The following is a 12,345-nucleotide window of genomic DNA, read 5'->3' on the forward strand; positions in this document are numbered from 1 at the left end:
CATGCGTGCCGCTCTTGCAAACTTCGGCGGCTTTGTAATTTAACAAATCAGGAGGCGACTATGGGAGAAGATAGACTTGCCTGGATCGATGAAGAGATAAAGGCCCTTAAGGAACAGGGCCTTTACATAAACATCCGCACAATTCAATCACCTCAGGGGGCCTGGCTTACCGTTGACGGAAAGAAAGTCCTCAACTTTTGTTCCAACAACTATCTGGGATTGGCCAATCATCCCAGGCTTAAAGAAGCAGCCCGCAAAGCCCTCGAAGAATGGGGCGTTGGTCCCGCAGCCGTGCGCACCATCGCCGGGACCATGTCCCTCCACCTGGAATTGGAAGAAAAACTGGCCCGGTTCAAAGGAGCCGAGAGCGCTATATCTTTCCAGTCAGGCTTCAAAGCTAACCTCGCCACAATACCCGCTCTGGTGGGAGAGGGGGATGTAATCTTCTCCGACGAACTTAACCACGCCTCCATTATAGACGGATGCCGCCTTTCGAGGGCTAAAATTGTCCGCTACAACCACTGCGACCCGGCTGATCTGGAGGCTAAAATTCGCCAGGAAGCAGGGAAATATCGCCGCGGGATAATCATAACCGATGGGGTCTTCTCCATGGATGGAGACATTGCCCCGCTGCCGGAAATCGTAGAAATAGCTGAAAAATACAACCTCATGACCATGGTAGATGATGCCCATGGTGAAGGAGTCCTGGGCCGGGGTGGGAGAGGCATCGTAGACCACTTCGGCTTGCATGGGCGGGTTGATGTGGAAATTGGGACCCTATCCAAAGCTTTTGGCGTGGTGGGGGGATATGTAGCGGGGAAAGAAAAAGTAGTAGAGTGGCTTCGCCAGAGAGGGAGGCCTTTCCTCTTCTCCAGCGCTATGACCCCTGCTGATGTGGCAGCCTGCATCGCCGCTGTTGAAATTCTGGAAGAATCCACCGAACTTGTAGATAAACTTTGGGAAAACACCCGTTACTTCAAAGCCGAAATGCGTCGTCTTGGATTTGATATCGGCCAGAGCGTAACTCCGATAACACCCGTTATGTTGGGAGAAGCGCCTCTGGCTCAAGAATTCTCCCGCCGACTCTTTGAAAATGGAGTTTTTGCCCAGGCTATCGGCTATCCTACAGTTCCTAAGGGCAAAGCCCGCATAAGAGTTATGATTTCCGCCACCCATTCCCGGGAGGATTTGGACAAAGGCCTAGAAGCCTTTGCTAGGGTGGGCAAAGAATTAGGCGTAATATGAAGGTTGCCATAGTCCACGATTGGCTCAATCAGTACGGGGGGGCCGAACTTGTCTTAGAGGCCCTAAAGGAGCTCTTCCCTGATGCCCCCATTTATACCTCTATTTACAATCCAAAAGCCATGCCACCTTTTTACCGGCAATGGGAAATCCACACATCCTTTATGGATAAACTCCCCTTTGTCAAAACCCATCACCAGCCCTTTCTCCCTCTCTATCCCCTCGCCTTTGAAGGTTTCAACCTCACGCAATACGACCTGGTAATTTCCAACAAAAGCGGCTTTTGCCATGGAGTGATAACAGGCCCTGATACGGTGCACATCTGCTATTGCCTTACCCCCACCCGCTTCGTATGGGATTTCCACGAATACGTTAAAATGGAAGACATCGGCCCGTTAGCCAAGAAGCTACTTCCTCTGTTCCTCTTCTTCCTTCGCCAGTGGGATAGGCTGGCTGCTGACCGGGTTGATTTTTTCATAGCCATATCTAGGGAAGTGAAGAAACGAATCCGTAAATTTTACCAGAGGACCAGCGAGATAATCTATCCCCCGGTCTACACCTCGCGTTTTCACCTTTCCTCTGAACAGGACGATTACTACCTCATAGTTTCAAGGCTTGTCCCTTACAAACGCATAGATATAGCGGTGGAAGCCTTCAACCTCCTGAAGCGTCCCCTCATCATTGTAGGAGAAGGGAGAGCAAGAGCCTCCCTGGAGAAAAAAGCTGGGCCTACAATCCGGTTCCTGGGAAGAGTCCCAGGAGAAGAGCTTGCTCAGCTTTACGCCCGCTGTAAAGCCCTTATTTTCCCTGGTCGTGAGGATTTTGGAATAGCCCCTCTGGAGGCCCAGGCCTCTGGCAGGCCTGTCATCGCCTACGCTGCCGGCGGAGCCCTGGAGACCATCTTGGAGGGAAAAACCGGTCTATTTTTCCGCTCGCAAACCCCGGAAGCCCTGGCTGAAACTGTCCTGGAATTTGAAAGGCGAGCGACAGAATTTGACCCTCCAATCATAAGGGAAAGCGTCAAACGCTTTGATGTCAAAAACTTTAAGAGAAAAATGCAGCTTTTTGTGCGATTCGCCGTAGATTCCATAAAAGGAGGCACCTATGTCTAACGAAACCTTCTTGCGCTTTCCTGAAGGTTTTATCTGGGGAGCAGCCACATCGGCCTACCAGATTGAGGGAGCCTGGAACGAAGACGGCAAAGGCCCTTCCATCTGGGATACCTTCTGCCATATACCCGGTAAAATCCGGGGGGGAGACACAGGCGATGTGGCCGCCGATCACTATCACCGATGGGAAGAGGACGTAAAAATAATGACCGAGTTGGGCCTGAAAGCTTACCGCTTTTCCATAGCCTGGACCCGCATATTCCCTGAAGGAGTGGGGGAAATTAATCGGAAGGGACTTGATTTTTACAACCGCCTCGTAGACAAACTCCTGGCCCACGGGATCGAGCCCTTTGTTACCCTCTACCACTGGGACCTCCCCCAGGCTTTGCAGGATAAAGGCGGGTGGCCCAATCGGGATACTGCATACGCCTTTGCCCATTACGCCGAAACAGTGGCCAATGAGCTTGGAGACAGGGTCTCTTTCTGGATTACTCACAATGAGCCTTTTGTGGCAGCCGTCATTGGCCACTTCACCGGCGACCATGCCCCGGGTGTACAGGATCCTTCCGCCGCTTTTGGAGCTGCCCATCACCTTCTCCTTTCCCATGGCCTCGCAGCTCAGGCCATCAGGGCCTCTGCCTCCCGTAAACCCGAAATCGGAATCGTCCTGAACTTGCATCCTGTTCATCCGGCTTCTCCTTCAGAAGAAGACGCCCTCGCAGCTAAGAGGTTCGATGGCATTATAAACCGCATGTTCCTGGACCCCGTTTTCTTAGGAAAATATCCCGAAGATATGTTGGAACTCTTCGGCTTCTTCCTCCCCGAAATCCACCCAGGCGACATGGAAACCATAGCTACTCCAATTGATTTTATCGGCATAAACTACTACACCCGCACAGTGGCTCGCTTTGACCCTGAATTTCCCCTCCTTCAGGCCTCTCAAATTCACCCCGAAGGGAACGAATATTCCCAGATGTGGGAAATCTACCCCCCCGGAATTTACGAAATTGTCATAAGGGTTTGGAAGGACTACAAGCCTGCTTCCATCTTCCTGACGGAAAACGGTGTCCCTGTTCCCGATGGGGTAGACTTTGACGGCAAAGTGAGGGATGAAAGGAGAATCCGTTACCTTCGGAACCACCTCCTTTATCTTCACAAAGCCATAGCCGAAGGAGCACCCGTGAGGGGATACTTTGTCTGGTCTCTCCTGGATAACTTTGAATGGACTCACGGGTACAGCATGAGGTTCGGCCTGGTTTACGTGGATTATCCGACCCAGAAACGTATCATCAAAGAGAGCGGGTGGTGGTATTCTAAAGTTATAAAAGAGAACGGCCTGGCTCTGGAATAATCTGATTTCACGAAAGGGGCCAGCCTTAAAATAAATTTGCGCCAGGGCCAGAGGGGTTTTGCCTGGTAATAAGGGAATATTATAATTTTTCTTGCAAAACCTTCAGGGAGGTATTGGATTATGAACACCTTCAACCGCATTGTAGTAGTCATTTTCCTGCTGATAAACCTCGTACTCCTGCCCGCTTTCTTCCTCTTCCCCCGCGAACTGATCGCTAACCTAAACAGCGCCCTCACAAACCTCGAACATGCTCTGGAAAAAATCCAACCCTTCGTGAGGCTCAGCGGCGGAATAGCTCTGGCGGTGCTGAGCTTTATCCTCTGCTTTCTCCTGCTCATCCTGGAACTTCGCCCCTCAAAGCCCGGCGTGGTCAGAGTAAGCAGGGCTGATAGAGGGGAAGTTCTTCTGGAGCTTGGCTCTATCGCCGGCAGGATCCAGCAGACAGTAGCTCAGATACCCAGTGTGGTGGATGTAAAGCCAGTAATCAAAAGAAAAGGACCTGGGGTGGATGTTACCCTCAATATCACCACAACCCCTGAAGTAAATGTGCCCGAAAAAAGCGCCGAAATCTTAGAAGCGGTCAAGAGGCTGGTGGAAGGAGAAATCGGGGTAAAGCTGACTCATTTTCAGTTAAAAGTTAAGCACATAAAATCACCGATTACCGTCAAAAAGTAGTTCGCCCTTTGACAGTAATAACACCTGGGTCAAGCCTTATTTCTTCAAAGTAAACCATCAGCTTTGCCTCGGCAAGGGTTTCCGAAACGATGCGCGAAACGGTCCTCAAGGTAACCGCAGGCAAAGGCCTGTTGTTGATAAGCGCCCTGGTGAATTGAACTTTTGCCGTTCCATCTTGCACATAAAGCTGAAATTCCACCACCAGATTCAGGGCAACCGGAGCTAAGTTCACAAGAGTGGCGACAAAGATCACCTTATTCCGCTCTATCCAGATCCTTGGGTCCCTGAGAGGATGTTCTTTAAGCCTTTCCTCCAGCGTGAAAACCAGCAAAGATGTGAGCTCAGATTCGGTAAAGGTGAGGTGAAAAGACTCTTGTTGCTGAGCTTTATTTATTTTCCCCCAGGCTCTATCAGCAAGCTCCCTTGATATTTCCACCGGGCGTGATGGGAGTTCCTGCTTCGGGCGGCCTGCGGCACAGCCGGAAAGAAAAAAGGCGATGATCACCAGCACGCTCAAGACCAATAGTAACCTGCGCATCCCTTAACCTCCTCGCCCAAGGTTAAGTATATTATACCACCTTTTCAGCCCCTCTAACGCAAGCCTTACCTGCAAGTGGCCTCCGGAGAGCTCCTTTAATCCCGTTCTGCTCTCTTTGGCAAGATAACTCTGATTATTTATAATGAACTGGGATTCTAATCTTGAGGAGAAAGAGATGGGTAGAGCTTTAAAGTCCTGGTTACTTATCCTTGCTGCCCTAACCTTCACTGCCGCCTGCGCTCAATTTCCAAAAGCAAGAGGGGATTTACTGGAAGCTTCAGGCACTATTGAAGCTACAGAGATATCCGTGGCTTCGGAAATAGGAGGCAAAGTGGTGGAGGTAGCAGTTGAGGAAGGGGATGAAATTCGGAAAGGAAATCTCCTTATACGGTTAGATGACTCCGAGGCAAGGCAGAAGGTGGCAGAAGCTGAGGCTGTTCTCAAAGAGGCCAGAGCACACCTTGAGAAAGTCCAAAGGGGTGCAACCACCGAGGAACTGGACTTAGCTGAAGCTGCCCTCCAGCAAGCTATTGCTCGGAGGGATGCTGCCCGACGAGCATGGGAGGATGCCTCAGCGGCCCTAAAATCGCTGCAGGAGCTAGAAGTTGAAATAGAAAAAACCAAAGCAGAGCTTATAACCGCTGAGGGGGAAATCAGAAAAGCCGAGGTTCAACTCCGTATGGCCCAAATCATGCGCGACCGCTACCAGGGCGATGGTTCTGCCCAGGGCAAAGTCCTCTACACTTCTTATTCTTACCAGGTGGAAGCAGCAAAGGCGGCTTTAGAGGCCGCTAAAGCCAAAAAATTGGCCGTTGAAATCGAACTAAAAGACCTGGAAGATAAAAAATCAAACCCCTACCCTTACCTCCTTAAAGCCCTACAAGCTGAAGGGGAATACAGACAGGCGGAAGCTCACCTCCTTTCAGCTCAGGCGGAGCTGGAGAAAGCCAGAGCTGGAGCAAGACCTGAAGAAATAGAGCTTGCCCATGCTGCCGTAAAACAGGCCGAAGCTGCGCTGGAAATAGCCCGCTATTTTCTAACCAAACACACCATACATGCCCCGGCCTCGGGTTTTGTGTCCGAATGCGCCGTAAAGCCTGGAGAAAACCTCCTACCGGGCAAACCATTCATTACCATTGCCTCTTTGGACGAAGTAGAGCTCACCCTCTACATACCCCTTGCCAAACTGGGGCTTATGCAACTGGGACAGGAAGTAGAAGTTAGGGTTGATTCCTTCCCCGGAGAAGTTTTCAAGGGCCAAATTGTTTACATCTCCCCCGAAGCCGAATTTACCCCTCGTTCAGTTCAAACGAAAGAGGAAAGAATCACCCAGGTTTTCAGGGTTCAGGTTAAGCTCCCCAACCCCGACCATAAACTCAAACCTGGAATGTATGCCGAGGCCATTATTCGGAGGTAAAACCGCATGAAAGGGGCACAACCTGCTATCCCTGGCGACCACACCTGCGAACAACCTGATATCCTCTTCTTGCTTTCTTATCCCGTAAGTGCTATAATACCTGTGGAGGTGAGAAAATTATGGAATATTCCCGGAAAGAAGTGCTTAGCAGAGTGGTCACCAGCCTTAAACAACAGGGGAAGCAGTCCATAGCCGAACTGGTCCTTTCAACTCGCTTGCCCTACGGCGTGATCCAAGAGGCAATAATCACCCTTAAGGAACGGGGCATCGTCAAAATAGAAAGAATAATGGCCAACCCTGACCAGAACACAGAGATAGAACTACTGGAGGCTATGGACCTCATAGAACTAAATGAGTAGCCACAATGCCGGATATTGAAACTTTATTGAGTGCTCTGATAGCCATCATCATCGCTGTTGTAGCAAGCTCAATGGAGCTTTTGAGCAAATATCAAGCCCGAAGCTTCCGTGAAATTTTTTTCTCCCCCTATTATCTTTATTTTGCCCTCCTTAATGCTCTCTTTTGCGCTCTTGTGTACTGGTCATTGCCCTATATAGGCAACATTTTAGTGCGAAGCGAGTTGCTCCTACCGCTGGAGAATCCCCTGGTGCGAGCAATTGTAGCCGGTTTGGGTTACCTGCTTATAGCGAGAACCAGCTTTTTAGATATAACCGTGAGAGGGCAAACTGTAGGAATTGGGTTTGATGGTATTTACAGCACAGTAGCTCAGTACTTGCTTCGGCACCACGATATGCGCTTGCGAAGGAAAATGCGTGATGATTTCCTGAAAGCTTTTCACCGCTACAGAGATAAACCTCAGGTTTTCATCGGAGCCATTAAACTCCTCATGCCTCAACTGGAAATTGAGGATCGCGAAGAAGCTGAGGCCATTTTAGCCAGACTTAAAACAGGAAAAGTAAACCTTGTGGACTTCTGCTTTGGCTTGTATCTATTGCTCAGGGAATACACTGGAGGGGCTGAAAGCGTAGAGCACCTCCTCTCTCAGGTGGAAGAAGCCATGAAGTTTGACCCCAATTACGAAAAATCCCTAAGAGATGAAATCCAATGGCTTATCGCTTCCACTGCTGAAAAGTAACCAGACCGCTAAAAGATTCCCCAATTCCATCTCAGGAAGTTATATATTGACGCAAAAATGGTTACCTTTTCATAAATGGATAATGACAAAATATGGGGTTGCGAGGGTGGGGCATAAAAAGTAGATCGCCAACTCATCAGGCCATATGGGTGATATTTTGCTTCATTTGCTTAGTTATGCTATAATTTAAAAACAAGAATCCGCCACGGCGTGGCTAAAACCTTTTAAGGAGGAAAGCCATGGGTAAAAAGCTGACTATAGTCTTAGCGCTGGTCCTTGCCCTCGCTATGGTCCTCTCCGCATGCAAGCCCAGGCCTGTTGAGCCCATTAAGATCGGTTTCGTTGGTCCTATTACCGGCAAATGGGCTTACGAAGGCGAGGGAATGCTTAAGGTCATTAAACTCCTTGCCAAACAGGTAAACGAGCAAGGAGGCCTTCTAGGCGGCCGGAAGATCGAGATTGTCCCCTGCGATGACAAAGGCGAAGCCAGCGAAGCTGCCCTCTGCGGCGACAAGCTGGCTGCCGAGAAGGTGGTAGCAGTAATTGGAAGCTACGCCTCCACCTGCACTGAGCCCCTCTCCAAAGTCCTTAACGAAAAGAACATCCTCCAAATCACTCCTTCTTCCACCGCCACTGTTCTGACGGAGAAAGGGTATAAACAATTCTTCCGCACTTGCTTCTTGGATGACAAGCAGGGCCTCTTCGCTGCTGAGTTCTTCATCAAGAAAGGCTGGAAGAAAGCCGCCTTCATCCACGATAACTCCACTTACGCCAAAGGCCTGGCAGAGTGGGCTAAGAAGTATTACGAGGAAAGGGGAGGGACTACAGTCCTCTTTGACGCTATAACCCAGGGCGAGCAGGACTTCACCCCCATGCTGACTAAGATCAAAGCTGCTGCCCCCGATGTGGTCTACTTCACCGGTTACCACCCCGATGGTGGCCTCCTTCTTAAGCAAGGTTATGAGCAGGGTGTCTTCCCCAAGATTCAGTTCACCGCTGGGAACGCCTGCAATAACCCCGAATTCATTGAAATTGCGGGCAAGGAAGCAGCTGAAGGCGTTCTGGTAAGCACCGAACCCCTGCCCGGAGATCTCCCCTATCCTGAAGCTAAGAAATTCATTGAAGACTTCAAGAAGGAATACGGGGAAGAGCCTGCCAGCATATGGTGGGTGATGGCCGGCGACGCCTTCAAGGTCATTGTGGAAGCCATAAAGGCCACCAACTCCACTGACACCAACAAGATGGCCGAATACCTCCACACCCAATTCAAGAACTACCCTGGCCTCACTGGCCCTATCATCGGCTTTGACGAAAAAGGCGATCGCCTTGGCACCATTCACAAGTTCTACGTCATCAAAGACGGCAAGTTTGTGCCTTACGAATAAATACACTAAGGGGAGGGCTTAAACCCTCCCCTTAAGTTAGCAACGCAACAAATTACAAAGGGGGGAGAGCTTTCTCCCCCCTTTTAAAAGATTTTAAGTCGGGAGGGGAGATGGACATATTTCTTCAGCAACTGATCAATGGGATTACCATAGGTTCCTTCTACGCCCTCATCGCCCTCGGTTACACCATGGTCTATGGGGTTCTCAAACTGATAAATTTCGCTCACGGTGATCTCTTCATGACAGGCTCATACCTTGGCCTGACCATTATCTCCATGCTCATCGGGGCCGGATTGGGGAACCAGACTATTCTTTGGGCTCTCGCAGGGATCTTCATTATTGTTATGGTATTGGTAGCTGGGCTTGGGGTAGGAATTGAAAGGGTAGCTTATCGTCCTCTGCGCCGGGCCGGTAGGCTTGCCCCCCTGGTCTCGGCTCTGGGGGTATCCATAGCCCTCCAGAATGCTGTTATGCTTATATACGGCCCCCGCTATAGGGTCTATCCCAGAGGTATAATCCCAGCCATTTATTGGCAAATAGGGGGCTTTCAAATCAGTTTGCTCCAGGTCTTTGTCCTTTTACTTTCGTTAATCTTAATGGTTCTGCTTTATTATTTTATCCACTACACCAGACTTGGAACTGCTGTGAGGGCGACAGCCCTGGATCATGATGTTGCCAGGCTCATGGGGATCGATGTTGACACTATAGTAAGGATTATCTTTATAATAGGTCCAGCGCTCGGAGCAGCCGGCGGGATAATGGTAGGCTTGTATTACGGACGCATAAACTTCACCCTGGGGTGGGGCTATGGTCTCAAAGCTTTCACCGCCGCTATACTGGGCGGAATTGGCAATATCCCGGGCGCTATGTTAGGAGGAATGCTCCTGGGGATCTTTGAAACCTTGGTAGCCGGCTTCATACCCCAGGGAGGTGCCTGGAAAGAAGCTATCGTCTTCTTGATATTAATCCTCATACTTATAGTCCGTCCAAGGGGTATCCTTGGTGAGAGGGTGGCGGAGAAACTTTAAGAAGGGGTGAAAGGATGAAAGCTTTGTTTACTTACTTCAAAAACCTGGACCGTCGTGTCCTCTACGGGGCACTTTTAGCTATAGTTCTCCTTTTCCCCTTGGTGGTCAGAAACGATTACTGGATTTCCACCTGGGTATTGTTTGGGATATGGGTGATCCTAGGGCTTAGCCTCAACATAATTGTGGGATATGCTGGACTTTTTCAGCTCGGCCATGCGGCTTTTTGGGCAGTAGGGGCATACACCACCGCTATCCTGAATATTTACCTAAAGGTCCCCATTCTGGTATGCCTGCCCATAAGCGCCCTCGTGGCTGCCTTCTTTGCCATCATTATCTCCAAACCCATCCTCCACCTGAGGGGCGATTACCTCTGCATAGTGACCATAGGTTTCGGGGAGATTGTGCGGCTTTTCCTCTACAATGACCCCTTCAAGATCACCGGCGGAGTCAATGGTTTAAGAGGAATTGCAAGGCCTTCCATCCTGGGGCTGGAGATAAACACCCCAACCGATTATTACTATTACGTGCTTTTCTTCGTGCTCATTACCATATTAGCGATGCAGAGGCTTGAAAATTCAAGGTTAGGGCGAGCCTGGAACTATGTTAGGGAAGACGAAATGGCCGCTGAAGCCATGGGCATTGACACGGTGAAAGTCAAGCTTCTGGCCTTCGCTATAGGCGCAGCCTGGGCTGGAGTCGCCGGGAACATTTACGCCAGCCGATATACCGTGATCGCACCTGAAACCTTCAGCTTCTGGAACTCGGTGGTAATGTTCTGCATAGTAGTTCTGGGAGGGACCGGTTCCATCCCTGGTGTTTTTGTGGGAACCCTGGGAATGATTGTGCTCCCTGAAATTTTAAGGCATGTTCTTTCGGCTATACTGGAGTGGCGGCTCCTTGTGTTTGGAATTGCTATGGTGATAATGATGATTTTCCGTCCTGAAGGGCTCTGGCCTCACCGCCGCTACCGCCTTGAATTGCGCCGAGAAGAACCTACTTCTTCCTGACGCCTGGAGGTGGAAATGGTTCTCCTTGAAGTGAAAAATCTGACTAAAAGTTTCGGTGGGCTAATAGCTGTAAACGATTTGAGCTTTCACGTTAACGAGGGAGAGATCCTGAGCATGATAGGCCCCAACGGTGCAGGCAAAACCACCGTCTTCAACCTCATCACCGGCATCTTCCCACCTGACAGAGGGGAAATTCGCTTCAACGGCCGAAGCCTAATAGGCCTTCGCCCTCACCAAATAACTGAATTGGGGATAGCCAGAACTTTCCAGACCATAAGGCTATTCCCAAACCTTACAGTCCTGGAAAACGTAATGGCTGGATTGCACTGTCGGACCAAGGCCGGTCTCTGGTCTTCCCTCTTCCAAACGAGAGCCCAGCGTGAGGAAGAACGCTTTATACGGGAAAAAGCTCTGGAATACATCCATTTCATGGGGCTTGGAGGATTAGAATTTGAACTGGCTAAGAACCTCCCCTACGGCCTTCAGAAACGGTTGGAGATAGCTCGTGCCCTGGCCACAAACCCCAGAATTCTCATGCTGGACGAGCCTGCTGCGGGCCTCAACGAACAGGAGACAACGGAGCTCATGGAGACTATAACCCAGCTGAAGGACAAAGGCATCACCATATTCCTCATCGAGCACGATATGAAAGTAGTTATGGGTATTTCGGAGCGGATAATAGTTCTCGATAACGGCTACAAGATAGCTGAAGGTGCCCCTGAAGAAATCCAGAACAACCCACGGGTGATTGAAGCTTACCTGGGCAAGGAGGAGTGAGGATGCCTCTACTGGTCTTGGAGAACGTGCACACCTACTACGGGAACGTTCACGCCCTAAAAGGTATATCACTCACGGTGGAAGAAGGAGAAATCGTAACCCTTATAGGGGCCAATGGCGCAGGCAAGACCACCACCCTGAAGACCATTTCCGGGCTTATTAAACCGAGGGAGGGCAAAATAATCTTTGATGGCCACGAACTCAACAGGATCCCGGCTCATAAGATAGTGCACATGGGAATATCCCACGCTCCTGAGGGGAGGAAAATCTTCCCAACTCTAACGGTAGAGGAAAACTTAATGCTGGGGGCTTATAGCCTCGGGAATGACCGCAAGACCATTGAGACCAACAAGGAGCGAGTCTTCGCCCTTTTCCCCCGGCTGGCTGAGAGAAGAAAGCAACTGGCTGGCACACTTTCCGGTGGGGAGCAACAAATGCTGGCCATAGGAAGGGCTCTTATGTCCAAGCCGCGCCTGCTCCTTCTGGACGAGCCTTCTCTGGGCCTCGCTCCCATGTTAGTCAAAGCTATCTTTGAAACCATAAAGGAGATAAACCGGCAGGGGGTGACCATCCTACTGGTGGAACAAAACGCTAAAGCTGCCCTTAAACTTGCTCATAGAGCGTACGTTCTAGAGACAGGCCGAATAGTCCTGAGCGGCTTTTCCCATGAACTTGTTCAGGACGAAAGAGTGCGAAAAGCTTATCTGGGGGAAAGGTAAC

The 12,345-nt window shown here is 50.1% G+C and carries 13 protein-coding genes; 12 read left to right on the forward strand and 1 reads right to left on the reverse strand.

The annotated features are described in order from the left end of the window. Positions 1–60: 60 nt before the first annotated feature. From NZ653_03245 to amaP, 4 genes are all read left to right on the forward strand, one after another. Positions 61–1,245: a glycine C-acetyltransferase gene (locus NZ653_03245; GenBank protein MCS7286140.1), complete on the forward strand. Its 1,185-nt coding sequence runs from the start codon at positions 61–63 to the stop codon at positions 1,243–1,245. After that, positions 1,242–2,354: a glycosyltransferase gene (locus tag NZ653_03250; protein MCS7286141.1), complete on the forward strand. Its 1,113-nt coding sequence runs from the start codon at positions 1,242–1,244 to the stop codon at positions 2,352–2,354. Before NZ653_03245 ends, NZ653_03250 begins: the two co-directional genes overlap by 4 nt. After that, on the forward strand, positions 2,347–3,702 hold the full coding sequence (locus NZ653_03255) for a GH1 family beta-glucosidase (GenBank protein ID MCS7286142.1): 1,356 nt from the start codon (positions 2,347–2,349) through the stop codon (positions 3,700–3,702). The genes NZ653_03250 and NZ653_03255 overlap by 8 nt, the downstream gene beginning before the upstream one ends. Before the next feature lie 120 nt (positions 3,703–3,822). Continuing rightward, positions 3,823–4,377 carry an alkaline shock response membrane anchor protein AmaP gene (gene amaP / locus NZ653_03260; GenBank protein ID MCS7286143.1) on the forward strand — a complete coding sequence of 185 codons (555 nt, stop codon included), beginning with the start codon at positions 3,823–3,825 and terminating at the stop codon, positions 4,375–4,377. Here amaP and NZ653_03265 read toward each other — a convergent pair. Next, positions 4,367–4,915, reverse strand: a complete 549-nt coding sequence (locus NZ653_03265) for a hypothetical protein (protein MCS7286144.1) — start codon at positions 4,913–4,915, stop codon at positions 4,367–4,369. The genes amaP and NZ653_03265 overlap by 11 nt on opposite strands. Before the next feature lie 175 nt (positions 4,916–5,090). Here NZ653_03265 and NZ653_03270 point away from each other — a divergent pair, with 175 nt between their 5' ends. From NZ653_03270 to NZ653_03305, 8 genes are all read left to right on the forward strand, one after another. After that, a complete protein-coding gene (locus NZ653_03270) occupies positions 5,091–6,332 on the forward strand; it encodes an efflux RND transporter periplasmic adaptor subunit (GenBank protein MCS7286145.1) in 1,242 nt (413 codons plus the stop codon). 119 nt (positions 6,333–6,451) lie between these two features. Continuing rightward, entirely contained in the window at positions 6,452–6,691 is a 240-nt protein-coding gene (locus NZ653_03275; GenBank protein ID MCS7286146.1) for a hypothetical protein, read from the forward strand. Positions 6,692–6,696: 5 nt separating this feature from the next. Further along, positions 6,697–7,428: a hypothetical protein gene (locus tag NZ653_03280; protein MCS7286147.1), complete on the forward strand. Its 732-nt coding sequence runs from the start codon at positions 6,697–6,699 to the stop codon at positions 7,426–7,428. A gap of 239 nt (positions 7,429–7,667) precedes the next feature. Beyond that, entirely contained in the window at positions 7,668–8,813 is a 1,146-nt protein-coding gene (locus tag NZ653_03285; protein MCS7286148.1) for a branched-chain amino acid ABC transporter substrate-binding protein, read from the forward strand. Positions 8,814–8,923: 110 nt separating this feature from the next. After that, a complete protein-coding gene (locus NZ653_03290; GenBank protein MCS7286149.1) occupies positions 8,924–9,841 on the forward strand; it encodes a branched-chain amino acid ABC transporter permease in 918 nt (305 codons plus the stop codon). Positions 9,842–9,855: 14 nt separating this feature from the next. After that, on the forward strand, positions 9,856–10,848 hold the full coding sequence (locus NZ653_03295; protein ID MCS7286150.1) for a branched-chain amino acid ABC transporter permease: 993 nt from the start codon (positions 9,856–9,858) through the stop codon (positions 10,846–10,848). A 15-nt stretch (positions 10,849–10,863) separates the two neighbouring features. Further along, positions 10,864–11,625, forward strand: coding sequence for an ABC transporter ATP-binding protein (locus NZ653_03300; GenBank protein ID MCS7286151.1), 762 nt, complete (start codon positions 10,864–10,866; stop codon positions 11,623–11,625). A 2-nt stretch (positions 11,626–11,627) separates the two neighbouring features. Continuing rightward, positions 11,628–12,344, forward strand: a complete 717-nt coding sequence (locus tag NZ653_03305; GenBank protein MCS7286152.1) for an ABC transporter ATP-binding protein — start codon at positions 11,628–11,630, stop codon at positions 12,342–12,344. Position 12,345: the final 1 nt, after the last annotated feature.

It is taken from the genome of Anaerolineae bacterium, from assembly GCA_025062375.1.
In the GTDB taxonomy this organism is placed as follows: domain Bacteria; phylum Chloroflexota; class Anaerolineae; order SpSt-600; family SpSt-600; genus SpSt-600.

What these genes read in the sequence shown, in the direction of transcription:
- NZ653_03245 (MCS7286140.1), top strand. Translation starts at nt 61, where the DNA reads ATGGGAGAAGATAGACTTGCCTGGATCGATGAAGAGATAAAGGCCCTT.
- NZ653_03250 (MCS7286141.1), top strand. Translation starts at nt 1,242, where the DNA reads ATGAAGGTTGCCATAGTCCACGATTGGCTCAATCAGTACGGGGGGGCC.
- NZ653_03255 (MCS7286142.1), top strand. Translation starts at nt 2,347, where the DNA reads ATGTCTAACGAAACCTTCTTGCGCTTTCCTGAAGGTTTTATCTGGGGA.
- amaP (MCS7286143.1), top strand. Translation starts at nt 3,823, where the DNA reads ATGAACACCTTCAACCGCATTGTAGTAGTCATTTTCCTGCTGATAAAC.
- NZ653_03265 (MCS7286144.1), bottom strand. Translation starts at nt 4,915, where the DNA reads ATGCGCAGGTTACTATTGGTCTTGAGCGTGCTGGTGATCATCGCCTTT.
- NZ653_03270 (MCS7286145.1), top strand. Translation starts at nt 5,091, where the DNA reads ATGGGTAGAGCTTTAAAGTCCTGGTTACTTATCCTTGCTGCCCTAACC.
- NZ653_03275 (MCS7286146.1), top strand. Translation starts at nt 6,452, where the DNA reads ATGGAATATTCCCGGAAAGAAGTGCTTAGCAGAGTGGTCACCAGCCTT.
- NZ653_03280 (MCS7286147.1), top strand. Translation starts at nt 6,697, where the DNA reads ATGCCGGATATTGAAACTTTATTGAGTGCTCTGATAGCCATCATCATC.
- NZ653_03285 (MCS7286148.1), top strand. Translation starts at nt 7,668, where the DNA reads ATGGGTAAAAAGCTGACTATAGTCTTAGCGCTGGTCCTTGCCCTCGCT.
- NZ653_03290 (MCS7286149.1), top strand. Translation starts at nt 8,924, where the DNA reads ATGGACATATTTCTTCAGCAACTGATCAATGGGATTACCATAGGTTCC.
- NZ653_03295 (MCS7286150.1), top strand. Translation starts at nt 9,856, where the DNA reads ATGAAAGCTTTGTTTACTTACTTCAAAAACCTGGACCGTCGTGTCCTC.
- NZ653_03300 (MCS7286151.1), top strand. Translation starts at nt 10,864, where the DNA reads ATGGTTCTCCTTGAAGTGAAAAATCTGACTAAAAGTTTCGGTGGGCTA.
- NZ653_03305 (MCS7286152.1), top strand. Translation starts at nt 11,628, where the DNA reads ATGCCTCTACTGGTCTTGGAGAACGTGCACACCTACTACGGGAACGTT.